This window comes from Propionibacterium ruminifibrarum (genome assembly GCF_900289195.1).
In the GTDB taxonomy this organism is placed as follows: domain Bacteria; phylum Actinomycetota; class Actinomycetes; order Propionibacteriales; family Propionibacteriaceae; genus Propionibacterium; species Propionibacterium ruminifibrarum.
The window spans coordinates 35814-62260 of sequence record NZ_OMOH01000009.1; the positions used below are offsets into that span (position 1 = coordinate 35814).

Genomic DNA, 26447 nt, shown 5'->3' on the forward strand with positions numbered 1-26447 from the left:
CCGGACCCCTCCCATCGCTCAGGGGCCGGGCCTCACTGCGCCCCGGGTCAGGCCGGGGCGCCCTCGGGTGCGGCCGAGGCCGCCCGGAGCTCCTTGTTGGCCTTCTCGACGTCGAGCCGCCACAGCAGGAACAGGATGATCGCATTGGCGGCGGCCGGGATCCACAGGTACATGACGTAGAGCATGGTGATCACCGACTGCGCCTGTTCCGCGGCGTTGGCGATGTAGCCGCTGGCCGACAGCAGCCACCCTGCCAGCGCCGTGCCGAGGCCGCCGCCGATCTTCACGCCGAGTGAGGTGCACGAGAACATGAGGCCGTCGATGCGCTTGCCGGAGCGCAGGAAGGTGTTCTCGGAGGCCTCGGCGATGAGGGCGTTGAGGGTGCCCTGCAGCGGGCTCATGCCGAGCGAGGCGACGCCCGAGAAGAACATCATGAGCGGGACGTTGCCGAGGTAGGCGGCGCCCGCCACGCCAAGCCGCCCGAGCACGGCGATGATGTAGCCGATGATGTTCACCTTGTACATGCCGCCGAACTTGGCGACGACCGCGGGCGCGAAGAGCAGCCCGACGATGAGCGGAATGTTGATGGCCCAGGCGAAGGGGCCCAGCAGGTTGGCATTGCCCAGGATGTACGTCATGAAGTAGATGCCCATGTTGAGGGTCGCGGTGAACATCTGGGTCATGATGAAGACGACGAGGATGACCAGGTAGTACTTGTTGTGCGCCAGGAGCTTGAAGGACTCGGCGACCGAGACCTTCTCGGCCTCCCGGGCGGCCTCGGCGTCGTCGATCTCGGTGAGTTCCTCGGGCGAGAGCTCCTTGACCGACAGCACGGAGATCGTGTTCACCGCCAGGCCGACGAGGGCGTAGATGATGGCGATGGTCCGCCAGCCCTCCGCGCCGCCGCCGAGCATCTTGACGCCCTCGACGGTGATCGTCTGGATCGTCAGGCTGGTGCCGAAGGCGAACATGAACCTGATGGACCCCATCTGGACGCGCTCGGCGCTGTTCTTGGTGATGAGCGCGGTCAGCGAGGAGTAGGCGATGTTGTTCGCGGTGTAGAAGACGGCGTTGAGCAGCGTGTAGGCGATGAAGAACCAGGCGTACTTGGCGGTCTCGCCCAGGCCCACCGGGATCGCGAAGATGGCGATGATCATCGCGGCGCAGCCGAAGAAGGCCCACAGCATCCACGGGCGGGCCTTGCCCATCCTGGTCTGGGTCTTGTCGAGGAGGGTGCCGAAGACGAAGTCGGAGAAGCCGTCGAACAGTTTCGAGACCATCATCAGGGTGCCGACGATGCCCGCGTTGAGACCGACGGTGTCGGTCAGGAAGATCATGACGAACGCCGACAGCAGGGCGTACACGACGTTCCCGGCGACGTCGCCGGATCCGTAGCCGACCTTGTTGTACCACCTCAGGTACTTCTTCTCTGGCATGAGTTCACCTTTCTCCAGGGAACGAGTGGTTGGCGGATGGTCAGTTGGTGTGAGCGGGGATGAGCAGCAGGTTGAGGTTCAGTTCCGTGTCGTCGGCGCGGTAACGCTCCAGCAGCGCCGGGCCGCAGCTGTTGGAGCCGATGCCCGACATCGCCGCGTCGAGGCACAGAACGGTGGAGCCGCAGGGCTCCAGTTCGGTGTCGTGCCGGGCCCGGGTCAGGTCCTCCTGCGTCCAGGTCGAGGCGTTGAACGAGAACCGGTGCGCGCCGACGGCGGTCAGGGCGAGACCGGGCCCGGACAGTTCGACCAGATCGCAGTCGGCGCGGCTGCCGTTCTCCTGGGGGCGGATGTAGTCGTGGCCCAGGCCCGCGACCGGGCTGGTGAACATGCCGTGGTGGCATGCGCGGTGCTTGTCGATGTAGCTCTCCTGGGGGCCGAGACCGAAGTAGCGCACGGCGTCCATCCGCCGGGGCAGGAACAGGCGCAGGCCGAAGCGGGGCAGGAAGGGGAACTCGGGGTCGCGCCGCGCGGTCAGGTCGAGGGCCAGTGAGCCGTCGGGGCCGATCGTCCACCGCGCGTCCATCCGGGCGATGGGCTGGACGGTGGGGGCGACGAGGGCCATCGTGGCGTCGACGACCACTCGCCCGGCGGGGTCGGCCGACACGGCGGTGGTGTAGGCGCGGGTGCTCGTCTGGTCGTAGCGGGCCCGCAGCCAGTCCAGCCGGACGGAGCGGTCGTTGTCGGTGGGGGCGCGCCAGATGTTGACCTCGGCCGGGCGGTCGAGCAGCCGCTCGCCGCCGACCGTCATGGCGCACGGCAGGCCGGTGCGCCGGTCGAAGCGGTACTCGAAGCCCTCGCCGCGCACGACGATGGACTCGTCGTCCTGCTCGGTGCGCGGCGCCGGCCCCTCGGCGGTGCGGTCGAGCAGCGCCGCGGCCTCACGCAGCCGGGGTTCGGCGGTGGGCACCTCGATCTCGTCGAAGCCCAGCTCGTGTCCGACCGCCAGCAGGGGCCTCGGCGCGGCCAGCCGGTAGCGCACCACGAGGAAGCAGCGGCCGTCGGCCGGGGCCGTGACGCGCAGCGGCACCGTCGCGGTCGCATGGGGCGGCACCGAGGCGGGAAGCTCGACGGGTCCCTCGTCGATGACCTCGCCGTCGCGGGTCAGCGTGTACGAGACCACGACGTGGCCGACCAGGTCGGTGAAGTCCAGGTCGTTGCGCAGGGTGATCGTGCCGTGCGCGAGGTCGGCGTCGACGACCCGCACCGGGCGCTGGACGTTGGCGAGCTCCAGCAGCCCCGGGTGGGGCGTCCGGTCGGGGGCGACGAGCCCGTCGACGCAGAAGTTGCCGTCGTGGACCCGTTCGCCGTGGTCGCCGCCGTAGAGATAGCGCGGCCGCCCGTCGGCGGTGGTTCCGGCGCGCACCGCGTGGTCGCACCACTCCCAGACGAATCCGCCGCACAGGCGCTCGTCGGAGTTAATGAGCCGCCAGTAGTCCTCCAGGTCGCCGGGGCCGTTGCCCATGGAGTGGCAGTACTCGACGAGGATCAGCGGCTTGTCGGGGTCGGCGTCCAGGTAGGCGCGGATCTCGTCCAGGCCCGGGTACATGCGGCTGTACAGGTCGATGCTCGAGTAGTCGTAGCGCCGGTCGCCCGAGCGGTAGTAGGCGCTCTCGTAGTGGGTGACGCGGCCGGGGTCGAACTGTTTGATCCACAGCAGCGCGGCCTCGAAGGTCCAGCCGTAGGCGCACTCGTTGCCGGCCGACCAGGAGATGATGCACGGGCGGTTCTTCTCGCGTTCGACGCACAGCCGGACGCGGTCGAGGGTGGGTTCGATCCAGGCGGGGTTGTTGGCGATCCGCCGGTTCCAGTGCTCGACGACGTTGGGCCAGGAGTCGTCGGCCAGGAACTGCGTCTGGGTGCCGTGACTCTCGTTGTCGGCCTCCGACATGACGTAGAAGCCGTACTCGTCGCACAGCTGGTAGAACTGCGGGCAATTGGGGTAGTGCGAGGAGCGGATCGCATTGACGTTGTGCTCCTTCATGAGCCGCAGATCGCGGCGGATGTGGTCCAAATCAACGGTGGGGCCGGTGACCGGGTCGCTGTCGTGCCGGTTGACGCCGCGCAGCGTGACCGGTGCCCCGTTGACGCGCAGGACGGGGCCGTCGGTGCACACCTCGCGCAGGCCGACCCGATCCCGGATGACCTCGTCGGGGCAGCCGAGGGTGAGCGTGTAGAGATAGGGGTCCTCGGCGCTCCACGGGTGCGGGGCGGGCACGGTCATGACGGCCCGGTGCGTGAACCGGGGGTCGGCGCCGCTGGGTTCGAGGATCGCATCGGCGACAGGGGCGCCGCCGGCGTCGGCCAGCTCGAGCCGGACGGGAACCTCGCCGCCGCGGAAGGATGCCCGCACGGTGACGGTCGCCTCCTCGTCGCCCAGCCGGGTGGTCGTGAAGTAGTCGAAGAGTACGGCCGACGGACGCCTGAGCAGGTAGACGTCGCGGAAGATGCCGCTGGTGCGGAACTTGTCCTGGTCCTCCAGGTAGGTGCCGTCGCACCACTTCAGGACGAGGACGGCCAGCCGGTTGCGGCCGGGGACGATCTGCTCGGTGACGTCGAACTCGGCGGTGGCGTGCGAGACCTGGCTGTAGCCGATGTAGGCGCCGTTGAGCCAGACGTAGAAGCACGAGTCCACGCCCTCGAAGACGAGGCTCACCGCCGGGGCGGTCTCGTCGGGCACGTGGTCGAAGTCAGTCAGGTAGGCGCCGGCCGGGTTGTCCTGGGGAACGTACGGCGGGTCAAGCGGGATCGGGTAGCGCACGTTCGTGTACTGGTGCCGGTCATGGCCCTGGTGCTGCCAGCTGCCCGGCACCCGGATCGACCCGAAGCCCTGCGGCTCGTGGTCCGTGGCGTAGAAGGCGTCGGTGAGCTCGTGGACGCTGCCGTAGTAGCGGAAGTCCCAGTCGCCGTTGAGCAGCTGGAAGCGGTCGGAGGACTCCCGGTCGAGCGGGTCGTGGCCGCTGCGGGGCGAGCCGGGGACGTAGTAGGCGCGGGTGGGCAGGGTGTTCTCGTGCAGCACCGAGAGGTCCTCGTAGTGCCTGGGAACGATCATCGTCGGCGTTCCTTCCCGTGAGGGGTCTGCCCCGGCGGTCTCAGCTCCGAGACGGGCGCCAGGGTTTTCCGAGGGGATACGACCCACTGGGGCCGTACCTTTGAATGATAACGTTAACATCATGCAATATGGAGCGTGATACGTCAAGTTAACGCTGAACTGATCGTCGAAATCCCTGACTGATGTCCTATAAATGTCGACGTCGACATAGTCCCGGGGCGGTCTTCGCGCCCTGATAGGGTCCGGTTCATGAGGAACCCCCGGTCAGCCACGGCGGGCTCGCCGTCGATCAACGACGTCGCGCGGCTCGCGGGCGTCTCCTCCCAGACGGTGTCGAGGGTCTCCCGCGGCGCGCCGAACGTGAGCGCCGGGACCAGGCAGCGGGTCCTGCAGGCGATGGACAAGCTCGGTTACTCACCGAACCGGGCCGCCCAGGTGCTGCGCAGTGGCGCCTTCCGCACGATCGGCGTGCTCACCCAGCAGATCCAGCGCACCGGCGAGGCCTGGACGACCAGCGGCGTCCTGGAGGCCGCGGCACGGGCCGGGTACACGGTGGTCATGGCGCAGGTCGCCCAGCCCGGCGCCGAGGAGATGGGCCGGGCGGTGCACCGGCTCGCCCAGCAGGCGATCGACGGCCTGGTGATCGTCCAGGCCGGGACGGCCACGGCCGAGCACCTGGCGCTGCCGGCCGGCATGCCGGTGGCCTCCTCCGACTCGGCGCTCGTCGAGCGCTACCCGTCGGCGTCGGCCGATCAGGTGCAGGGCGTGCGCGACGCGGTGAGTCATCTTCTGGGTCTGGGGCACCGCACGGTGCACCACATCGCGGGCCCCGCGGACTCCCGCTCCGCGCACGTCCGGTCGGCTGCGTGGGCGCACTGCCTGGCCGAGGCGGGGATCGCGGCGCCCGATCCGATCCCGGGCGGCTGGGAGGCCGGTGACGGCTACGCGGCCGGGCTCGAGCTGGCCCGGGACCCGGAGGTCACCGCGGTGCTGTGCGCCAACGACGAGGTGGCGCTCGGCCTGGTGCGGGCCCTGCACGAGTCTGGCAGGCGGGTGCCCGAGGACGTCTCCGTCGTGGGCTTCGACGGGCTGCCGCTGGGCGAGTACGCCTTTCCCCCGCTGACGACCGTCCAGCAGGACTTCCGCCGGGCCGGCGCCGAGATGGTCCGGCTGGTACTCGCCCAGGCCCAGGGGCAGCCGCTGGAGGAGAGCCATGTCATCATCCCGACCAGGCTCGTCGTGCGGGCCAGTACGGCGGCGCCGGCGGCGTGACACGCCGGCCCTCCACGGGCCCGAACGGCGCCATGACGGCGAGTGGGCCGACGGTCAGATGTCGGTGTCGACCCTCGTGGCGCCCAGGGTGTGAAGGGTGGCCTCCAGAACCCCGACCGGGCAGGGCCGTTCGGACAGGACGATGCTCACCCAGCCGCGGTCCTCGTCCAGGACGTCGGCGTCCCACCAGCGCCAGGGGCGCTCGTCGGGGTCGGCCCAGGAAAGCCAGGCGTCGACGTCCCAGATCCGGTCGGAACCGGCCGGGCGGCGCCGGCAGGCCCTGCGGAACCAGCCGGGCAGGGTTGCCCGCGCCCGCCCGTCGGTGAAGGCCTCGTGGTCGAGGCCGACCACCGTCAGCCAGACCTGCCGGGAGCCGTCGATGACGTCCTTGGCCAGGCCCGGCACGACGAAGTCGATGCGGCCGAGACCGAGCCCGCCGGGCCGCTCTCCGGCGTCGGGTCCGGATCTGAGCCGTGACACCTCAGTTGACATGGCAGACCTCCTGCGAAATGGGATTGCGGTAGGCCCATCATCGCGTACCGGCCAGCATCCCAGCGCTCCGGGGAGACCGTACGGGGAGACGAGCCGGCCCCGCGCAGCTGTCGTAACGATCACCCGGGAGGGCCCATCGGATCCCGCGATGGCTTGCACAGTCCTGCCCCGTCATGGGCCGGGGAACACGGGGTCATCGTGGTCACACGAAGACGCGGCGCATTGGACAGCAACTGTCTGGCGAGGCATCGCACCGGCCTTCGCGAGCCATGGATGAGTCGGGCGGCGCGGGGAGCCTCCGCTGTGATGAGCCGCGACTCCAATCGTTGCCACACTGGATCATCTAAGCTTGTCGCATGGTGGTTCGTCTGGGCCGTCTCGTCGTCGAGGGGCTGGGGTCGATACGTCATCTCGAGCTGGACCTGACCTCGGACGTCACTGTGCTCATCGGCGCCAATGGTTCCGGCAAATCGAACCTCGTCAGTGCCTTGGAGCTCGTCTCCCGCATTTGGGACGACTCCTTCCAGGAGTACCTGAGGCAACGCGGTGGGGTGGGCAGCCTGCTCTACGCCGGCGATGACGGCCGTGCCGAGCAGATCCTCATCGAGCTGCTGTCCGAGGTGGGCACAGCGGATTCGGACAGTGTGGCCATGCGCAATGGCTACCGAGTGACACTCCGGCCAGACGAGGTGGGCGACACGGAGCGGGTCGAGATCCGTGAGTGGCTGCTCTTCTGCGATATGGAAAATGACAAAGAGCCCTACGCGGAAGACATGGGTTCTGGGATTCACAGCATTATCCGCGACGTCACCGACCCCGGGCCTGCTGGCAAGTTCCGGAACTTCGCCGGCAACGTCCGCCCCATCGGAGCCGACTGCCGGGTCTTCCACTTCGATGACGTCTCAGCCAACGCCCCTGTCCAGGGCTGGTCAACGATCGGGGACGACGCGGCCCTCCATTCTGACGCAGAGAATATAGCCGCCTATCTGTACCGGCTCCGCGAAGAGCACCCGAAGAACTACCAGAGAATTGTATCCGTAGTACGTCATGTCACGCCCTTCTTCGATGACTTCGTCCTCAAACCCGACTCTGCGGAACGAATTCGCCTGCAGTGGAAGCAACGAGGCTTGGACCGCACCTTCCGGGCATCCGAGGCCAGCGATGGCACCCTGCGCTTCATCTGCCTGACCACCTTGCTGCTGAGCCCAGACCTGCCGGCTACTGTCATCCTCGACGAACCCGAACTCGGACTCCACCCAGCAGCTATCGGACTCCTCGCGGAGCTGACCCGCATCGCGGGAAGAACCGGCCACAAGGTCATTCTGGCCACTCAGTCGGTACCATTGGTCTCTCATTTCGAGCTGGGTGAGATCGCGGTCCTCGACAGAGTCAATGGCACCACTCAGGCGACCCGCCCCAACGAGGAATTCCTGAAACCCTTCTTGGACGACTATTCCACCGGAAACCTCTGGGAGATGAATCTTCTCGGTGGACATCCCTCCGCGGGAGAGGCACCTAATGAAGGAGAGCATCGTTTTCGCTGAAGGATAAACAGAGGAGACCATCGGCACGAATGCTCTCGCACCAGCAGCACTGGGGCGCGGTCTCCTCCTCCAGCCATCCGAGGCAAAAACCTCACCAAACCCATCTGGAGCACGTCGCAGAATGTCACCCCAGCAAGACTCGGAGCTATTCTTGAACGCCCCCTCACTTTCGCTTCGTGGGCATTCCGCCCTAATCGAGTAACCACAGGACGCACACGACTTGCCCTATATTATGCTCATTTCCGACATGACCAGGCCAGAACAACGGCAGCCGCACCAGCCAAAAAGACAAATCGGACTCGAACCATCGATTCATCATTGACGTTGCTGATGCGATGAGCCTCGTAACGATCAGCGATCCGGGCTGAGAACTGTCACGGCCCTCATGACATGGGTGAAACAAGGTCGGCGAGCAGTCGAGTCCACCCGCCCCGAACGGGAGCGTTCTGCACACGAGAGGCGCCGCAACGGATCGTTGCGCCCATTCCTGTGAGGGTTGGCGGCCGATCCGTGGCCCGCTGGCTACTGTTGCCCCAGACCCGTGGAACAGGAGGCGAGCGGCATGACCCCCGGTGAGAAGATACAGCGACTACGAAAACAGCAGGGGCTCTCCCAGGAGGCCCTGGCCGAGCGGATCACAGTCACCAGGCAGACCATCTCGAAATGGGAATTGAACCAGTCATCACCGGACCTGTTCTTCATCGCCCAGCTCAGCGACATCTTCAACGTGTCCTCCGATTATCTGATCAAGGATGACATGGTCGAACCCGATGAGCTGCCCGTCATGAAGCGGAGCTACAGGCTGTCCGAGCGGAGCAGGCGCATTCTGCTGGTGAGTTTTTCGGCCGCGGCGTTGACCGCCATGTGCGTATGCCTGATCTGTGATTACTTCACTGCGGACGGGCTGTCCTGGTCCCTGACCGCCGCCGTCTCCATCGTCGCGGGGTGGCTCGTGCTGCTCCCGAGCCTGACGGCCAGGTCACGACCGGTCGTGAAGACCCTGCTCATGGCCAGTATCATTCCCATTCCCCTGCTCGCACTGCTGTCGCTCCTCCTGGCTGAACCCGTCGTCCTCACCCTGGGCGCCTGCGTCTCGCTGGTCTCTATCGCGGCCCTGTGGGCGGTGTACGGGATCTTCCGCAGGTTCTGGCCGAACTGGTATCGGGCGGCCGGCTTCTCCCTCCTCGTCATGATCCCCGTTCCGGTGGCAATCACTCACCTGGCGGCCGCGTTCCTGCAACAGGGCACCCGGGATCTCTCATCAGATGTCTTCAACAGCGCCATCACCCTCGTCCTCGCCCTTTCCTGCTTCGGGCTGGACTTCGTCCGCCACCGCGGGAAAGACGATGCGGTGGACCCGGCATGAGAACCGTTCTGCTGCACGGACTGGGCCAGACCGCCAAGGACTGGGAGGATGTGGTCTCGCGGATTCCTGCCGGTGAGGTGGACTGCCCGGAATTGTTCGCCGAGATGACCGGCGAGGTCAGCTATTCCCGGCTGCTGGCCGACTTGGAGCACCGATATGCGGGCACGGCGGAGCCGCTTCGCCTCTGCGGTCTCTCACTGGGGGCACTGCTCGCCATGGACTACACGATCCGGCATCCGGACGAAGTGGCTTCGCTGGTCCTCATCGCGACGCAGTACAAGGCGCCCCGCCTACTCATCGATTGCCAGAACCTCCTGTTCCGGTGCATGCCGGGCCGGTCGTTCAGTGGCATGGGGATCTCCAAGAGCGATGCGATCGCACTGGCCCGGTCCATGCGGTCCCTGGATTTCACGGCACGGTTGGGCGAGATCGTGTGTCCGGTGGTGATCCTGTGTGGCGAACGCGACCGAGTGAATCTGAGAGCGTCGCGCAGGCTGCAAGAGCTCCTACCGGATGCGACGCTCCATGTCGTGCCCGGGGCGGGCCACGAGCTCAACCGGGCCGCGCCGGATGCCATCGCTGACGCTCTCGACCCTGGAACGCCCGGGGCGCCGACGGGTCTCCTCGGGTGAGCATGGACCGGCACCAGCAGCCGGCCGGCGCCCTGCGGCGCGTGGCCACTCGGTGTGCCAGAGTGGAAACTGGCAGAACGGGGAGGGACCATGGCGACCGATGACCTCGGCCACACCATCGGGCCGGCCGCGCCCCCTCGGCGTGTGGTCAGCCTCGTGCCCTCGCTCACCGAGGCCCTCGCGCTGAGCTGCCCCGAACGCATCGTCGGGGCCACCGATTTCTGCGTCCGCCCGGCCGACCTGGCCGAACGGGCCGGGCACCCCGTCATCCGGGTGCGCGGCCCGAAGAACCCCGACCTGGCGGCCATCACCGCCCTGGCGCCCGACCTGGTCGTCGCGGCGAAGGAGGAGAACCGCCGAGCCGACGTCGAGGCCCTGCGGGCGGCCGGCGTGGACGTGTGGGTCACCGACGTGGACAGTGTCGACGGCGCCCTGGCGCGCATGCGCCGGCTCCTCACCGAGGCGCTCGGTCTCGCCCCGGAGCCCACGTGGCTCGCGGCGGCCGGCCGAGCCTGGAGCGCACCGGACGAGGAGCCCGGCGCGCACGTCGTCGTGTGCATCTGGCGCGACCCGTGGATGGTCATCGGCCCCCGCACCTACGCCGCCGACCTGCTGCGCCGCGCCGGTTTCCCGCTGGCCCCGCTCGACGTCGAGGACTGGCGGTCGGCGCGCTACCCGGCCGTCACCGTCGAGACGATCACGAGGGCCGTGGCCGACGTCATCGTGCTGCTCGACGCGCCCTACCCCTTCACCCCCGGCGACGGGCCCGAGTGCTTCCCCGGCCGCGACGTGCGGGTCCTTCCCGAACGGCCGGTGGTCTGGTACGGCCCGGCCATGGTCGACGCCCGTGCACGGATCCGCCGGCTGATGGGCGGCGAATGAGAGGGCCGGGCCTCGCCCGGCGTCTGGAGCCCGGTCAGCCGGCGACCGCGGCCATGAGCATCGCGCGGCCCTGGGCCTCGTAGGCGGCCTCGTCGAAGTCGTCGACGAGGGCCCGCTGGGTGGCGAAGCCGAGGATCAGCCCGACGAGCATCTGCGCCAGGCCCCGCACCCGCTCCTGGGGCAGGTTCTGGTTGCGCGCCCACGAGCCGAGCGTCAGGTCGAGCCCGTCACGCAGCTGGCTGAACTCGGCGCGCAGCGCCCTGCCCAGTTCGTCGTCGCTGAGGCCGCCCGCGCCGAGCTGGACGAGCAGTTCACCCAGCTCCGGGCCGAAGCGCAGGGCCTCGACCGCGTAGCCGAACAGGTCCGCCGGGGACGCGGGGTTGTCGAAGTACTCGGCGATGGCGGTCATCGGCCAGTGGAGCGCCTGCCTGGCGGTCTCGACGATGATCTCCTGCTTGCTGCCGAAGTGGTGGTAGATCGCCCCGGTCGAGGTGCCCGAGGCCTTGATGATGTCCGACACCGAGGTGCCGCTGACGCCTTGCCTGCCGATGAGGTCGGCGGTCGCCTCGATGATCGCCTGGCGGCTGCGGATACTTCGAGGTTGTTCGGGCACGCCGCCAGTTTACGCAGCAGGCCCCGGGCCGGCCTCGGCCGCGACGCGGCCCTGGGCGGCCCCGGAAACCTTGTCTCGCCGCTCGGAGAAGCGGGCGTACATCTGGTCGATGACGTCGGCGAACCGGCGCTCGACCTCCCGGCGTTTCACCTTCAACGTCGGCGTGAGAAGGCCGTTCGCGATGGAGAACTCCTCGGGGGACAGGTGCATCTCCCTGAACTGCTCGTGCTTGGGCAGCGACCCGGTGAGCCGTGCCGCTCGGGCCTTGACCTCTTCGACGACGCGGGGGTTGGTGAAGAGCTCGTTGACGTGGCCGTACTGGATCTGCAGTTTCTCGGCGATCTCGCTCATCGTGGGAAGCGAGGGCTTCACCAGGAGTGTCAGGAACGGCCTGTCGTTGCCGAGCAGGACCGCCTGCTCGAACAGGGGGTCGGCCTGCAGCAGCGCCTCGATGGGTTGAGGCGCGATGTTCTTGCCGCCCTTGGTGACGATGATGTCCTTCAACCGGTCGGTGATGAACAGGTAGCCCTTGTGGTTGATCCTGCCGGCGTCGCCGGTGCGCAGCCAGCGGGTGCCGTCCTCGTCGGTCCAGAAGGCCTCGTCGGTGGCCTCCTGGTCGCCCCAGTAGCCGTCCATGAGGTTGGGCCCGGTGTAGAGGATCTCGTTCTCGGGCCCGATGCGCAGCCGCCCGCCGGTCATGACCCGGCCGACGCTGCCGCGCTGCCAGTGGGAGTGGGAGTTGAAGGAGATGAGCGGGGCCGCCTCGGTCATGCCGTAGCCGTTGAGGATCTGCAGCCCGGCCGCGCCGAAGAACAGTGCGGCCTCGCGCGACAGGGGCGCGCCGCCGCTCACGAGCATCTTCTTCTGGCCGCCGATGGCTCCCCGGATCTTGCTCAGGACGAGCCGGTCGGCCGCGAGCAGCATCACGCGGTCGCCCGGCGAGGGGCGCTCGCCGTTGTTGTACGCGGCCTGCACCCTGGCGCCGACCCCGATCGACCAGTCGAAGATGCGTTTGCGCAGCCGTGAATCGGCGGCCTGGGCGCGGGCCATCGTCATGATCGTCTCGTAGAGCTTGGGGACGGCGACCACCATGGTCGGGCGCGCCAGGGGCATCAGCTCGGCGATGCTGCGGGTGTCGGTGACGTAGGTGTTCATGCAGCCGAGCGACCACAGATAGGCCGTCCAGGCGCGTTCGAGGGCGTGCGACAGGGGCAGGAAGCACAGCGAGTGCTCGGCCGGGCCGATGTCGAACATCTCGTCGAGGGCCCGGAACTCGGCGATCATCGCGCGGTGGGCGAGCATGACGCCCTTCGGCTCGCCGGTGGTGCCCGAGGTGTAGATGATGCTGTACAGGTCGTCGCCGGTGGCCGAGGCCAGGCGCGCGTCGACCTCGGCGGCCAGGGCCGGGTCGGCCGCCTCGTCGGCGGGTGCGAAATCGGCGAGGTGGCGCAGCTCGCCGCCCCAGGTGGGGCCGGCCGGCAGGTCGTCGCCGCAGGGGTCCATCGAGACGACCAGGCGCAGGCTCGGCGCAGCGGCGGCAGCCTCGATCATGGTGGCGGTCTCGGTCGGGCCGCCGGTGAAGGCGGCGACCATCTGGCAGTCGTTGGCGATGTGCGCGGTCTGTTCGGCGGTGTTCGTCGCGTAGACCGGCACCGGGACGGCGCCGAGGTACTGGCAGGCCAGGTCGGCCTGGGTCCACTCGGGGCGGTTGCGTGCGTAGATGCCGACGCGGTCCCCCGTGGCGATGCCCGCCCCGAGGAGGGCGCAGGCGATCTGGGTGGCGCGTTCGTCCAGCTCGCGGTAGGTGGCGATGTCCCAGACCGCGCCCTCGTCGCCGACGCGCACCCGGGTGGCCGGGCGGTGGCTGTAGCGGGCGGCGGCGGCCTTGAACATGAGGGCGACGTTGTCCTGCGCGTAGTGCAGCGGGCGGTGGTGGGACATGTCAGCTCCTCGCTCTCAGCCAGGCGATGTCGGCGGCCTGGGCCTCTGCACCGCCGGGGGTCTCGACGACGGCGGGTGCTCCGGCCGTGGCGACGATGTGGGCGATGGCCTCGGCGTCGGCCCGCCCCTGGCCGAGATTGGCGTGCCGGTCGGCTCCGGTGCCCGGTTCGTCGCGGGAGTCGTTGGCGTGCACCAGGTCGATGCGTCCGGTGATCGCCATGACCCGTTCGACGAGGCCGTCGAGCCCCAGCCCGGCGCCGTGGGCGTGGCAGGTGTCGAGGCAGAAACCGACCTTGCCGTCGGCGTCGACCTCGCTGATCGCCGTCCACAGCCGGTCGAGCGACTCCAGCCGGCGGGCCATGGCGTGCTGCCCGCCCGCCGTGTTCTCGATGAGGACCGGCACCGCGGCATCCAGCCCGTCCACGGCCTTGGCCCAGTTCGTGTAGCCGGCCTCGGGATCGTCCTTCGCCGTGACGTGCCCGCCGTGGACGACGACACCGATCGCGCCGAGTTCGGCGGCCATGTCGACGTGCTTCTGCAGCAGGCGGCGGCTCGGCACCCGGATGCGGTTGTTGGTGCTGGCCACGTTGATGACGAAGGGGGCGTGGACGACGAGTGCCAGACCCGCGGCCTCGGCCGCGGCGCGCAGGGCCTGCGGACCGCCCTCGTAGGCGAGGGCCGGCCCCTTCCAGCTCTGCGGATCGCCCAGGCTGATCTGGGCGATCTCGGCGCCGCGCGCGGCAGCCTCACCAACGGGGTCTTTCTCGTCGACGTGAGAACCGATCAGGACTGACATACCGAGAGCCTAGTTGGATGCGGCGCGATTCCCCCCACTGCACGGGCCGCGCCCCTCCGATGAGGGGAACAGGCCGGGGCCGGTGTCTGCGCCAGGAACGACTCCACGTCGCCGCCCGCCGGAGCCGGGTCGCAGGGCATCGGGCCACGAGTCGTCCCGCGGTGGCCCCTGCCGTCCGCCATGGCGCTGCCCGCGCCCTGCCCGGTGTCCACTGCCGTCTGGCGACCCTGTTCCTGTTCGCCCCGTCCGGCGGCGGCGCCTAAGATTGCCCGGATGAATGCGCACCTCGACTACGATCCCGCGGCCTCGGTCCAGCTGCGCTGGCTGGCGCGGTTGAGCGATGAGATCCTGCTCAACCACTACCCGCAGCGTTCGTTCGAGCGGGGTGCCGCCTACGCCGCCCGGGCCGGTGTCGTCACCGACGTCCGGCTGGACACCGAGACGCTGTCGGGGCATGTGCAGGGCACCCTGTCGTCCCCGTACGACACCTCGATCCGGTTCATCAGCGCGGGCCGGCGGGTCGTCACCTGGTCGGACGCGTGCACGTGCCCGAAGGGCAAGGACTGCAAGCACGCCGCCGCGCTGCTCATGAGCACCCGCTCGGCCGCGCAGCTCGTCCTCGAGGGCAGGGCCGCCGACGCGACACCGGCGCCGACCAGCTCGTGGGAGCGGGCCATGGCACGGCTGGCACCCGAGCAGGGCGGCTCGCGCAAACTGGCCGTCGTCTTCGAGAGCGCCGGCATGGCCGGCTACGACTACTCCTCGTCGGGGCGCTGGCACATGCACCTGCTGCGCACCGGCGTGGACGGCGACTGGGTGAGCAAGCGCGTGCGCTGGCGCGACCTCATCGACTCCCCCGCCGCGGTGCAGGCCCGTTCGGACCAGCGCGCCGCCGCCCTGGGCCTGGCGCAGTTGCTGAGCGCCGGAGACACCTACGCGATGAACCGGATGACGCTCGAGTCGCTGCCGGCCGAGGTCTGGGCGCAGCTGCGCAGGGCCGTCGGCGCGGGCGTCGAGCTGCTGCACGACCTGGGTGATCGCCGCCACGCCCGCGTGCACCTCGACCAGGCGAAGGCCTCGCTCGGTCTCGACCTCACCGCGTCCGGCGACGACTACGAGCTTCAGGTGCAGCTGCAGCACGACGGGCGCGCCGAGCCCTTCCGCCCCGGCTGGACCCTGCTCGGCGACCCGGCCCACGGCATCCTGCGCACCGAGCCGCGCGGTGAGCTGCGCCTGACCGAGCTCGACCACTCCGTCGACCAGGCGGTCCGTCCGCTGCTCGACGCGGCCCCCTCACTGACGCTGCCGGCCGCCGACCTGCCTCGTTTCCTGAGCCTGTACGCCCCGCAGCTGCGCGGGCACATGCGGTTGACGAGCAGTGACGAGGCGGTTGACATCAGCGAGCCGCCGGTCAGCGGCGTGTGGGTGCAGATCGACTTCAGCCAGATCGGCCGGGCTTCGCTGCGCAGCGGGGTCACGCTCGCCTCGGCCGGGCACAGCACCCGTCTCGAGCTGGAGCGCTGCCCCGCCGGCCTCATCAGCGACGAGACGCGCGAGCTGCTCGACCGGGTGCACGGCCTCGTCGGGGGCTCGTCCGCCGAGCTGTCCGGGCGGGCCCTGCTCGACTTCGTCGCCCACGGGCTGCCGGTGCTGGAGGCCGACCCCGGCGTGCTCGTCGAGTCCATCGGCGCACGGCCCGGCTACACCGAACTCACCGCGGCCCCGCAGTTGAGCATCGAGATCTTCGACGACGACCCCGACGGCCCCCTCGAGGCCACCTCGGCCATCGAGGACGCCACGCTGGCCCACTCGACGGACTGGTTCGGCCTGTCGGTCAGTGTCCGCGTCGGTGACCGGGAGGTGCCGGTGACGTTGCTGCTGACGGCCATGGCGGCCGGTGACGACCACGTCATGCTCGATGACGGGGCCTGGATCGACCTCGAACGGCCCGAGCTGGACCCGCTGCGCCACCTCGCCGACGAGGCGTCCCGGCTCGTCGACCCCGACACCGGCCGGATGCGGCTGAGTCGCTGGGACCTGGGCGTGTGGCAGGACCTGCAGGCCTCCGGCGTCATCGCCGCGTCCTCGGCGCGCTGGCAGCGTTCGGTGGCCGCGCTCCTGAGCCTCGACGAGGCCGCCCCGCCGGCCGTGCCGGACACGATCGGGGCCGAGCTGCGCCCCTACCAGGTCGAGGGCTACCAGTGGCTGAGCGCCCTGTGGACTGCCGGGCTCGGCGGCATCCTCGCCGACGACATGGGCCTGGGCAAGACGCTGCAGACCCTGGCGCTCATCGCGCGGGCCAGGCAGGACGGCGAGCTGACGCACCCGGCGCTGGTCATCGCCCCCACCTCGGTCATGGCCGCGTGGACGGGCGAGGCCCGCAAGTTCGCGCCATCGCTGCGGATCGTCGTCATCGACCAGACGGCCAGCAAGTCCGGTGTCCCCCTCGCCCGGGCGGTCGAGGGCGCCGACGTCGTCGTGGCCTCGTACACGCTCGTGCGGCTGGACGAGGCGAGCTTCACCTCGCTGGAGTGGGGCCTGCTCGTGCTCGACGAGGCGCAGTTCGTCAAGAACCACACCGCCAAGACCTACTCCATCGTGCGGCGCCTGCTGGCGCGCATGCGGCTGGTCATCACCGGCACCCCGCTCGAGAACTCCCTCATGGACCTGTGGAGCCTGCTGTCGATCGCCGCGCCGGGCCTGTTCCCCGAGCCGAAGCGCTTCCAGACCGGTTTCGCCCGCCCGATCGAGTCGGGCGAGCAGCCCGACCGGCTCGACGTGCTGCACCGCCGCACCCGCCCGCTCATGCTGCGCCGCACCAAGGAGCAGGTGGCGGCCGAGCTGCCGCCCAAGCAGGAGTTCGTCGTGCCGATCGCGCTCAGCCGCGCCCACCGCCGCATCTACGACCGCGAGCTGGCCGCCACGAGGATGCGCGTCCTGGGCCTGCTCGACGACAACTCGCGCACGCACCGCATCGAGATCCTCGCCGCCCTCACCCGGCTGCGCCAGCTGAGCCTGCACCCGGGTCTGCTGGACACCGACGACCTGGCGGTCGGCTCGGAGAAGATCGACTCGCTGGTCGAGCAGCTGCACTCGCTCGCCCAGGCCGGGCACCGGGCCCTCGTGTTCAGCCAGTTCACCAGCTTCCTGCGGCTGGTCCGCGACCGGCTCAGTGAGGAGCAGATCGGCTGGGAGTACCTGGACGGGCGCACCCGACGCCGCGAGGAGCGGGTGCGGGCCTTCAAGGAGGGCGACGCGACGGCCTTCCTCATCTCGCTGAAGGCCGGCGGCTTCGGCCTGACCCTCACCGAGGCCGACTACGTCTTCGTCCTCGACCCGTGGTGGAACCCGGCGGCCGAACGCCAGGCCATCGACCGCACCCACCGCATCGGCCAGGACAAGCAGGTGATGGTCTATCGTCTCGTGTCGGCCGACACCGTCGAGGAGAAGGTCGTGGAGCTGCAGCAGCGCAAACGCGACCTGTTCGACCAGGTGGTGGGCGACGAGGCACTGAGCAGCGGCGCCCTCACCCTCGACGACATCCGCGGGCTGCTGGCCTGAGACTGGCCCGGCTCAGAGCCGGTGGTCGTGGGCCCAGATGGCGACCTGCACTCGGTTCGTCATGTCCAGGCGGGTGAGGATCGAGCCGATGTGGGCCTTCACCGTGGTCACCTCGAGCCCCAGGCGGCGGGCGATCTGCTGGTTGCTCAGCCCCTCGGCCACCAGGGCGGCCACCTGACGCTCCCGGGGCGTGAGGGTCCGGGGGTCGGCACCACCCGAGGCGCGGGCCGGCCGGCGCCGGGCGAACTCGCCGGCGAGCCGGGCAGCGACCCCCGGTGACAGCCAGCAGCCGCCGCCGGCGACGGTGCGTACCGCCTCGGCCAGCTCGTCCAGGTCGAGGTCCTTGTTCGCGAAGCCGGCCGCGCCCAGGTCCATGGCCGCGAACAGGTACTCGTCGAGGTCGAAGGTGGTCAGGACGAGGATTCTCGCCGGGTCGGGTGACGCCAGGATCTGCTCGCCGGCCCACAGCCCATCGCCGTCCGGCATGCGCAGGTCCATGAGAACGACGTCGGGTCCGAGACGCGCGGCGAGTCGCACCGCTTCACGACCCGTACCGGCCTGACCGATCACCCGGAGCCCGGGGGCATCGGACAGGAAATCGCTCAGCCCTCGCCTGACGATCTCCTGGTCGTCCGCGATGAGCACGGTGATCGGCTCTGTGGCGTCGGGATCCGACTGGTCGTTGGCCGGGTCGCGCAGCATCGTCCCTCCCGTCCGTGCGACATGCCCTTGGCCCGCCCCGGTGCAGGGGCGGTGATCAGGTCCACGATAGGGCCGACCGGCCCGGTCCGGGAGGTGGGTTCACCGGCCAGGGGGCTCCCGGCCACGAACGACGGCACCCGTCACCGGCCACGATTCGACACCGATCCTGCGTATGGTTCCGGTTGTAGGGTCCGCAGGGCTGCCAGCGGACCCGGACACGCGATCACGACGAGGGGTGGGGCGCATGGTCATGACCCGGGCGTGCCACGCCGACCCGGCCGCGCGCCACGTCGCGCTGGCGACGATGCTCGCCGGCGCGCTCACCGCACTCGCCGTGGTCGGCGGGTCGACCGGCCAGATCCTGGCCTGCGGCGGCGCGGCGCTCCTCGGCGTCATCTGCGCCCTGGCGCTGCCGGCCCACCCTCTGCTGGCACTCACCGTCTGCCATGCGACCTGCCTGACGATGGCATTCGTGCAACACAACCCCTTTGCGACGCAGGCCCTGATCTACCTGCCAGTGGCCTACTGGGCAGGGCGCCGCGCACCGGCCCGGGTCGCCTGGGGCGTCGCGGGCCTGTTCACCGCGACCACGGTCCTCGTCTTCGTCCTCACCCTGCGGGGCAGCGACTCCACGTCGGTCGGTGTGCGCGCGGTGATGGGGCTCGGCTCGGGAACCCTCTTCATCGCGGCGCCCCTCCTCGCTGGGGCGTGGCTGCGCGTCGCGGACGAGCGGGCATCCGGGGCGCAGGCGCTGTTGCGGGCCGAACGCGCCGAACGCGAGGCGCGGATCGCCAAGGCCCTCGAGACCGAGCGCGGCCTCATGGCCGGCGAGTTGCACGACGTGGCATCCCACCACATGACCGCCGTGCTGCTCGACGCCCGGCTCGCCCGGCGCAAGTTGGCCGAGGACCCCGAGCGGGCAGGTGAGCTGCTCGACGAGCTGACCCGTGAGGCGACGGTCGCCAGCGAGAACCTGCACGAGGTGGTCGGCATCCTCCGGGCCGGCGCGCTGGCAGCCGTGACGCCCCAGCCGACACTCACCGATCTGCCCGAGCTGTTGCACACGGCCAGGACCATCAACCCGGACATCAGCCTCGACATCCCCGCCGTCCCGGACGTCTCGCCCGCCGTGGGGCTGGCCCTGTACCGGGTCATCCAGGAATCACTGACCAACGCCCACCGCCACGCCCCCGGGGCGCGCATCGACGTGCGTCTCACCGAGGCGGACGGCTGGGTGAGCCTGTCGATCACCAACACCCGTGCCACCAGGCCCGCCCCGGGCCTGGGCGGGTCGGGGCTGGGCGTCGAGGGCATGCGCATGCGCTGCGAGCTGCTCGGCGGGCAGCTGACGGCGGGCCCGAACCAGGACGGCTGGCAGGTCCTGGCCCGGCTGCCGCAGCGCTCCGGGCAGGACGGTCACCGCCCGGGTGGGACTTAAGGAGGAGGTCCTCGGTGCCCTGATGGACGATGACACGCCGACGTGCCGCCGGGCATCGTGGGAGCAGTCCCACGAAGGAGCCCGTGATGAACACCCGGCACCGCACCGTCCACCCCGCCGTCGGCTACGCCGTCACCGCGATCAGCCTGGCCGCGATGGTCTGCTACAGCCTGTGGTCCTGGGATGACATGCCCGCGCAGATCCTCACCCGGCAGGCCGCGGGACGCCACGGCGCCTCGGTGGTCTCGCGCGCCGTGGCGGCCGCGGCGATGCCCGTCGCGCTCGCGGCCAGTGCCCTGCTGCTCCTGCTCATGCCCGTGTGGAACCGCCTCACCCGGCCCCTGGCGCCGCGCACCGTAGCGGGCCGGCGACACGAACGGCTGGTCTGGACCGTCGTCTTGGTGATGCTCTCGGTGCTCATGCTCGCCCTGCACATCGGAATCATCGACATGTTCACCGGCAAGGGCCCGCAGCTGCCCCAGCTGGCCGCCTGGGCCATGGCCGCCCTGCTCATCGGCCTGGCGGTCATCTACCAAGTGCAGCGGGTGAGGGCCCGCCGGGCGATCACCGGCGTCCTCGTGACCGGCGGGGCGCTCGTGGCGGCGCTGGCCCACCCGCTGCCCGTGGCGGCCCTGATCGTGGGAGCAGTAGTCATGCTGGGCGCGATCGTGGCCGTCGCCGCGGCCCAGGTGCGCGACAGCGGCCTGCTGGGCTGACGCCGCCGGGCCGGGCAACCAGCACACATCCTTGTTGACTGTCAACCTTTTCTCGCCCGGTTCGGCCGGAACCGCCCTTGTGGCGTAACTTTGTTCCGTGAGCACACGTGTATATGTTGCGTCCCCCGATGCCCAGGCCGATCTGAGCGCCGTTGCTCAGGCCATCGCCGAGGCCGCGGGCCGCCAGTCCGATCCCGTCGCAGTTTTCCACCCGCTGTCCACGCAGGCCGCCTCCGACGGTCTCGTCGGCGCCTCCTTCGAGGAATTCGCCAAGAATCCCGATGAGGCCAGCGCCGGCATCATCGAACGTTTCGAGGCCCTCGCCGCGAAGGGCCACGTCGTCGCCGTGGGCACCGACTACACCGGCGTCACCGCCCCCACCGAGCTGGCCCTCAACGGCCGGCTGGCCGCCGACCTGGCCGCCCCTGTGGTGCTGGCCATCGACGCATCCAAGGGGCCCGATCACACGCTCGGCGCGGCCCGCGTCGCACTCGACGGGCTGGCCGGCGAGTGCGCCACCGTTGCGGCGATCGTCGCCACCAACCCCTCGCACACCGACGCCACCCGCACACTGCTGGCCTCGCTCGGCGTGCCGGCCGCCGTGCTCGGCGACGACCTCGCCGCCGTGCTCGCTGCCGCCTCGGAGCCGGTCGCCACCCGCACCCCGGCCCGCTTCAGCTACGAACTCATGGCCCAGGCCAGGTCCGACCTGAAGACCATCGTGCTGCCCGAGAGCGAGGACCCCCGCATTCTCGAGGCCGCCTCGATCGTCGCGGCCCGCGGTGTCGCCAAGGTCGTGCTGCTCGGCGAGGCCGACGAGGTGCGGGCCGAGGCCGCCAGGCTTGGCTTCAACCTTGACGGCGTCGAGATCGTCTCGATGAACGACCCGGAGCGGATCGAGACCTACGCCGCCAAGTTCGCCGAACTGCGCGCCAAGAAGGGCGTCACCATCGAACAGGCCCGCGAGACCATGACCGACGGCGCCTACTTCGGCACGATGATGGTCTACATGGGCGGAGCCGACGGCCTCGTGTCGGGCGCCAACCACACCACGGCCAACACCATCCGCCCGGCCCTGCAGCTCATCAAGACCAACCCGGGCATGAAGACCGTCTCGGGCGCCTTCCTCATGAGCCTCAAGGATCGTGTGCTGCTGTTCGCCGACTGCGCCGTCACCCCGAACCCGGAACCGGCCCAGCTCGCCGACATCGCCGTGGCCAGCGCCGAGACGGCCCGCATGTTCAACATCGACCCGAAGGTCGCCATGCTGACCTACTCCACGGGCACCTCCGGCAGCGGCCCGGACGTCGACCGGGTCCGCGCCGGCTACGAGGACGCCATCTCGCGCGTCCCGGACGAGAAGATCGCCGGCCCGATCCAGTTCGACGCCGCCATCGACCCGGTCGTCGGCAAGAAGAAGATGCCCGACTCCGAGGTGGCCGGCAATGCGACCGTGTTCGTGTTCCCCGATCTCGAAGCCGGCAACATCGGCTACAAGATCTGCCAGCGCACCGCCGGCGCGGTGGCCATCGGCCCGCTGCTGCAGGGCCTGCGCCGCCCCGTCAACGACCTGTCGCGCGGCGCCCTCGTCGATGACATCGTCAACACCATCATCATGACCGCCATCCAGGCCCAGGGCACGAGCGGCCCGCTCGCCTGAGACCCGGACCTGACAAGGAGAGAAATGGCCAAGCCAATCCTGGTGCTGAACTGCGGTTCCAGCTCCCTGAAGTACCAGCTGATCGACCCCGAGTCCGAGGCCGTGCTGGCCAAGGGGCTGGTGGAGCGCATCGGCGACGCGAACGACGGCATCGTCACCCACGAGGTCGGCGACGACGAGTTCTCCGTCACCCCGAAACTGCCCGACCACACGGTGGCCCTCGAGGCCGTCTTCTCGATGTTCGCCGACCACGGCCCGTCCCTCGACGACGTCGCGGCCGTCGCCCACCGCACGGTGCACGGCGGTGACCGCTTCGCGGCCCCGACGGTGATCGACGACGAGGTGCTGGCGACCCTCGAGGAGCTCGTCCCGCTGGCCCCGCTGCACAACCCCGCGGGCATCAAGGGCATCCGCGCCGCCCTCGAGCTGCTGCCGGGCGTGCCGCACGTCGGCATCTTCGACACCGCGTTCTTCGTCAACCTCCCGGACGAGGCGTACACCTACGCCATCAACCGCGAGCTGGCGAAGAAGCACTCGATCCGCAAGTACGGCTTCCACGGCACCAGCCACCAGTACATCGCCGGCCTGGTGCCGGGCGTGCTGGGCGCCGACGCGGGTTCGCTGCGCCAGATCGTCTGCCACCTCGGCAACGGCGCCTCCATCTCGGCCGTCAAGGGCGGCCGGGCCATCGAGACCTCGATGGGGCTGACGCCGCTCGCCGGACTGGTCATGGGCACCCGCTCGGGTGACATCGACCCGGGCATCTTCGCCTACCTGCACCGCGCCGAGGGCTGGGACGTCGACCGGATCGACGCCGAGCTCAACAAGAACTCGGGCATGCTCGGCATGTCGGGCGTCACCGACATGCGGGACGCCGAGGCCCAGTTCGAGGCGGGCGACGCGGACACGATCAACGCCATGAACGTGTACACGCACCGGCTGGCCTTCTACATCGGCGGCTACGCCGCCCTGCTCGGCGGCCTCGACGCGATCACCTTCACCGCGGGCATCGGCGAGAACTCGTCGTTCGTTCGCAAGCTGGTCTGCGACAAGCTGGCCGGTATCGGCGTCGTCCTCGACGAGGAGTTGAACAGCAAGCGCGACAAGGCCCCGCACCTCATCTCGGCCCCCGACTCGGCGGTCAAGGTGCTGGTCATCAGCACCAACGAGGAACTGGCCATGGCGCAGCAGGCCGCGAGCCTGCTGGCCGGCTGATCGCCTCCCTCCTCCTCGTGCAGGGGCCGGCGGGTGCCATCCCCACCGGCCCCTGCACGTGTGTCACCAACCCCACTCCCCGGCCCGGCGGCGCATCGCCCCCTGCCCCGGCCGCCCCACGCGGACTCGCCCGCATGGTGCGTACTGGTGGAGCCGATGCTGGGGACCGACTAGATTGGCTGCCATGTCTACCGCACTCGTCACCGGGGGAAGTAGTGGCATCGGGCTGGCGTTCGCCCACGCCCTCGCGGCCCGCGGTGACGATCTGGTGCTCGTGGCGCGCGACGCCGCGCGGCTGGAGGAGGCGGCGCAGCAGCTGCGGGCCCGGCACCGGGTGGGAGTCGAGACCCTGTCGGCCGACCTGACCGCGGAGGAGGGCATCCGCGCGGTCGAGGCCTTCATCGACGCCCACGAGATCGACACCCTCGTGAACAACGCCGGTTTCGCGGCGCACACCGACCTGCTCGAGGCCGACTGGACCGCCCAGGCGGCGGCGCTCAACGCGATGGCGCTGGCCGTCCTCGTCCTGTCGGGCGCCGCCGCGCGCCAGATGGCCGGACGCGGGGCCGGCGAGATCATCAACGTCTCCTCGATCAACGCCCTCATCGACGCCGACGTCTACTCGGCGACCAAGCGCTGGGTGATCGGCTACACCGAGGCCCTGGCCGGCCGGCTCACCGGCACGGGGGTGCACGCCACCGTCGTCCTGCCCGGCTGGGTGCGGACGAACTACCACGCGGCGGCCGGCATGCGCCGCCCCCACCTACCCGGCTGGGCGTGGACCAGCCCCGAGCAGGTGGCCTCCGAAGCGCTCGCGGCGGCCGCGGCGGGCAGGGTCCAGGTGACCCCGAAGACCATCTGGAAGGTGGCGGGCTGGATGCTGCGTCACGGTCCGGCCTGGCTTCCCCGCCGCGTGGCAGCAGGGGTGCGTCGCGGCCATGACAGGCAGGGGGCCCGCTGATGGATTTCGGACGCAACCCACGCCTGTACAAGTCGACGGTGGCGGCCATCGCCCGCGACTCGGTGCGTTTCGGTCTCATCAAGCCCGTGCTCAACCGCGCCGTCAAGGTGCACGTGCACGGCCTGGAGCACCTCGACGGGCTGCGGGCGCCGTTCCTCGTCACGCCCAACCACTCCGGTCACCTGGACGGCCCGCTCATCATGCTGACGATGCCGAACCGGCTCACCAAGGAACTGGCCACCGGCGCCGCGGCCGACTACTTCTTCGACAAGTGGTACACCGCCATGGGCACCCACCTGCTCATGAACGCGTTCCCCGTCGACCGCACCCGCAGCAAGGGCAAGAACCACCGGGGCATGGCCGGTGAACTGCTCGACGCCGGCGTCTCGCTGCTCATCTTCCCCGAGGGCACCCGTTCACGAACCGGCGGCATGGGCCGCTTCAAGCCGGGCACCGCGGCCCTGGCGATCGCCCACAACGTGCCGATCGTGCCGGTCGCGCTCGTGGGCTCGTGGGCGGCGTGGCCGCCCACCGAGAAGCGGTGGCTGCCGGGCCGTCCCGACGTGCACGTCGTCTACGGCGCCCCGATGACCGCCGAACCGGGTGAGATCGCCCACGAGTTCTCCGAGCGGGTGCGCCGCAAGATCATCGAGATGCACGACGGCGTGGCCCGGGCCTACGGCATGCCCACCCAGGCCGAGATGATGCACCTGGCGGCCATCGAGCGGGCCCGTACCACGCAGGAGAAGGACAAGAAGAGGGACGCCTGACCGCGGCACCGGGTCATGTTCGCCTGGCACCGCGGCCGGGGCGTCCCCTCCCGGTCAGCGGCCCCGGGGTTCAGGGCTTCACGGTGCCATCGGCGTAGCGCGTGATGGTTCCGTGCTCGAATTCCTGCGTGCAGGTGCCGTCCTCATCGCAGCTCGCGTCGCCCACCGGGGCACCGTACTGGCTCGACAGGCCACCTGCCGCGTACCAGGTCTCGTAAGTGGCGCCCTCCACGACGGATCTGCGGCCGTTGGAGTCGAAGTAGACGAAGCCGCCCTGGAAGTACTGGAACACCGTACCGTTGTCGAAGCCCGTGTCATCGAGCGGGTAGCCGAGGGGGCCGTCCCACCAGCCGTGGTCCTCCCAGTAGTTCGCGATATCGCGGAGGACGCCATGGGCACCGGTGCTGGGGCTCCAGGCGATCTGCCCGAACTGGAAGAGCTGGATGCAGCCCCCCTCCGGGGGGAGGCCGCAGACCTGATCGCTCACCGGGTACTCGAGGATGAGACTCAGGTCCTTCCCGTACCACGCATCCTTGATGGCACCGGCCATGATGTAGGCGAAAAACCCGTCCCTGTTCTGGCGGACGATCTGCCCGTACTGGAAGTCCTGGATGCAGCCGTATCCATCGACCTCGCAGTCCTCATCACCGGTGGGATAGCCGAGGGAACCCTCCTCCTTGCCGGCGAGTTCCCATGCCTGGGCGATCCTGCCGGAGGTGGGGTGGGAGCCGGTAGCCGGAGACCAGTGGATCTGCCCGCCCTCGAAGCTCTGGTAGCAGCCGCCGCCCTTGAGCCCGCAGACCTCGTCACTGGTGGGGTAGCCGAGGAAACCCCGGTGGGAATCCAACGAGACCCACTTGCCCCGGATGGACCCGACGCTGACGTGGGCGCCGGTCGCCTCGGACCAGTAGATGGCCCCGCCCTGGAAGTTCTGGTAGCAGCCGCCCCTCCTCAGCCCGCAGACCTCCTTGCTGGTGGGCTGGCCCAGACGACTGGAGGCGCCGCCATAGGATTCGTACTTCGCGCTGATCTCAGAGGCGGCAACGGCCTGGCCGGTGGGGACCAGCTGGATCAGGCCGACCAGCATCAGGAGCGCCGCGGTGAGCGCGGCCACGCGCCGGGCCGATGGCGCATGGACCAGTGTGCGGTGGTTCGTCATGGGGGTTCGTGTCCTCTCTCGTGGGCTCGGGTTGATGACCATCCACGGTCATCCCCCATCGGACGACCCGATGGGGCGGTGGGACGCCCATCCCGAACGCCCCAGCAAGGCCGGCGTCACGAACAGCTCGAGCAATGACGTGCCTGCCGGTCGGCGCCTTTGGCAGCGGTGGGGTCGCTGCA

At 69.8% G+C, this 26447-nt stretch carries 20 protein-coding genes; 12 read left to right on the plus strand and 8 right to left on the minus strand.

The window, feature by feature from the left end:
- Positions 1–47: 47 nt before the first annotated feature.
- Positions 48–1436 (minus strand): MFS transporter, encoded by a 1389-nt coding sequence (locus tag PROPJV5_RS10145; protein ID WP_119716242.1) that lies wholly within the window; start codon positions 1434–1436, stop codon positions 48–50.
- Between the two features lie 40 nt (positions 1437–1476).
- Positions 1477–4545, minus strand: coding sequence for a glycoside hydrolase family 2 TIM barrel-domain containing protein (locus PROPJV5_RS10150; protein WP_119716243.1), 3069 nt, complete (start codon positions 4543–4545; stop codon positions 1477–1479).
- A 249-nt stretch (positions 4546–4794) separates the two neighbouring features.
- On the opposite strand from PROPJV5_RS10150, the gene PROPJV5_RS10155 reads away from it, so the two are divergent.
- Complete coding sequence (locus tag PROPJV5_RS10155) at positions 4795–5817, plus strand: LacI family DNA-binding transcriptional regulator (RefSeq protein WP_119716244.1); 1023 nt, start codon at positions 4795–4797, stop codon at positions 5815–5817.
- Positions 5818–5871: 54 nt separating this feature from the next.
- Here PROPJV5_RS10155 and PROPJV5_RS10160 read toward each other — a convergent pair whose 3' ends face one another.
- Positions 5872–6309 (minus strand): hypothetical protein, encoded by a 438-nt coding sequence (locus PROPJV5_RS10160; protein WP_119716245.1) that lies wholly within the window; start codon positions 6307–6309, stop codon positions 5872–5874.
- 356 nt (positions 6310–6665) lie between these two features.
- Here PROPJV5_RS10160 and PROPJV5_RS10165 point away from each other — a divergent pair, with 356 nt between their 5' ends.
- The 4 genes from PROPJV5_RS10165 to PROPJV5_RS10180 all read left to right on the plus strand — a co-directional run bounded on the left by PROPJV5_RS10165 (position 6666) and on the right by PROPJV5_RS10180 (position 10733).
- Positions 6666–7853 carry an AAA family ATPase gene (locus PROPJV5_RS10165; RefSeq protein ID WP_119716246.1) on the plus strand — a complete coding sequence of 396 codons (1188 nt, stop codon included), beginning with the start codon at positions 6666–6668 and terminating at the stop codon, positions 7851–7853.
- A 496-nt stretch (positions 7854–8349) separates the two neighbouring features.
- Positions 8350–9219 carry a helix-turn-helix domain-containing protein gene (locus PROPJV5_RS10170; RefSeq protein ID WP_220474412.1) on the plus strand — a complete coding sequence of 290 codons (870 nt, stop codon included), beginning with the start codon at positions 8350–8352 and terminating at the stop codon, positions 9217–9219.
- The gene (locus PROPJV5_RS10175) at positions 9216–9851 is read left to right on the plus strand and encodes an alpha/beta fold hydrolase (protein ID WP_119716248.1); all 636 of its coding nucleotides are present in this window, start codon (positions 9216–9218) and stop codon (positions 9849–9851) included. Before PROPJV5_RS10170 ends, PROPJV5_RS10175 begins: the two co-directional genes overlap by 4 nt.
- 90 nt (positions 9852–9941) lie before the next feature.
- On the plus strand, positions 9942–10733 hold the full coding sequence (locus PROPJV5_RS10180; RefSeq protein ID WP_119716249.1) for a helical backbone metal receptor: 792 nt from the start codon (positions 9942–9944) through the stop codon (positions 10731–10733).
- 34 nt (positions 10734–10767) lie between these two features.
- Here the strand turns inward: PROPJV5_RS10180 and PROPJV5_RS10185 are convergent, their stop codons facing one another.
- From PROPJV5_RS10185 to PROPJV5_RS10195, 3 genes are read right to left on the minus strand one after another with little or no spacing between them, the layout of a single operon-like run.
- Positions 10768–11346, minus strand: a complete 579-nt coding sequence (locus PROPJV5_RS10185) for a TetR/AcrR family transcriptional regulator (protein WP_119716250.1) — start codon at positions 11344–11346, stop codon at positions 10768–10770.
- Positions 11347–11355: 9 nt separating this feature from the next.
- A complete protein-coding gene (locus PROPJV5_RS10190; RefSeq protein ID WP_119716251.1) occupies positions 11356–13287 on the minus strand; it encodes an AMP-dependent synthetase/ligase in 1932 nt (643 codons plus the stop codon).
- Between the two features lies 1 nt (position 13288).
- Positions 13289–14083 (minus strand): deoxyribonuclease IV, encoded by a 795-nt coding sequence (locus PROPJV5_RS10195; protein ID WP_119716252.1) that lies wholly within the window; start codon positions 14081–14083, stop codon positions 13289–13291.
- A gap of 273 nt (positions 14084–14356) precedes the next feature.
- Between PROPJV5_RS10195 and PROPJV5_RS10200 the strand changes: the two genes are divergently transcribed.
- Entirely contained in the window at positions 14357–17644 is a 3288-nt protein-coding gene (locus tag PROPJV5_RS10200; protein ID WP_182858684.1) for a DEAD/DEAH box helicase, read from the plus strand.
- A gap of 12 nt (positions 17645–17656) precedes the next feature.
- Here the strand turns inward: PROPJV5_RS10200 and PROPJV5_RS10205 are convergent, their stop codons facing one another.
- Entirely contained in the window at positions 17657–18346 is a 690-nt protein-coding gene (locus PROPJV5_RS10205) for a response regulator (RefSeq protein WP_119716254.1), read from the minus strand.
- Between the two features lie 244 nt (positions 18347–18590).
- Here PROPJV5_RS10205 and PROPJV5_RS10210 point away from each other — a divergent pair, with 244 nt between their 5' ends.
- The 6 genes from PROPJV5_RS10210 (at position 18591) to PROPJV5_RS10235 (ending at position 25106) form a co-directional block, all read left to right on the plus strand.
- Positions 18591–19784 (plus strand): sensor histidine kinase, encoded by a 1194-nt coding sequence (locus tag PROPJV5_RS10210; RefSeq protein ID WP_182858685.1) that lies wholly within the window; start codon positions 18591–18593, stop codon positions 19782–19784.
- 86 nt (positions 19785–19870) lie between these two features.
- Positions 19871–20500, plus strand: coding sequence for a hypothetical protein (locus tag PROPJV5_RS10215; RefSeq protein ID WP_119716256.1), 630 nt, complete (start codon positions 19871–19873; stop codon positions 20498–20500).
- A 97-nt stretch (positions 20501–20597) separates the two neighbouring features.
- A complete protein-coding gene (pta, locus tag PROPJV5_RS10220) occupies positions 20598–22160 on the plus strand; it encodes a phosphate acetyltransferase (protein WP_119716257.1) in 1563 nt (520 codons plus the stop codon).
- A 24-nt stretch (positions 22161–22184) separates the two neighbouring features.
- Positions 22185–23375, plus strand: coding sequence for an acetate/propionate family kinase (locus PROPJV5_RS10225; protein ID WP_119716258.1), 1191 nt, complete (start codon positions 22185–22187; stop codon positions 23373–23375).
- 184 nt (positions 23376–23559) lie between these two features.
- Complete coding sequence (locus PROPJV5_RS10230; RefSeq protein WP_119716259.1) at positions 23560–24336, plus strand: SDR family NAD(P)-dependent oxidoreductase; 777 nt, start codon at positions 23560–23562, stop codon at positions 24334–24336.
- Positions 24336–25106 (plus strand): lysophospholipid acyltransferase family protein, encoded by a 771-nt coding sequence (locus tag PROPJV5_RS10235; protein ID WP_119716260.1) that lies wholly within the window; start codon positions 24336–24338, stop codon positions 25104–25106. The genes PROPJV5_RS10230 and PROPJV5_RS10235 overlap by 1 nt, the downstream gene beginning before the upstream one ends.
- A gap of 70 nt (positions 25107–25176) precedes the next feature.
- Here the strand turns inward: PROPJV5_RS10235 and PROPJV5_RS10240 are convergent, their stop codons facing one another.
- Positions 25177–26265, minus strand: a complete 1089-nt coding sequence (locus PROPJV5_RS10240) for an LGFP repeat-containing protein (protein ID WP_182858686.1) — start codon at positions 26263–26265, stop codon at positions 25177–25179.
- Positions 26266–26447: the final 182 nt, after the last annotated feature.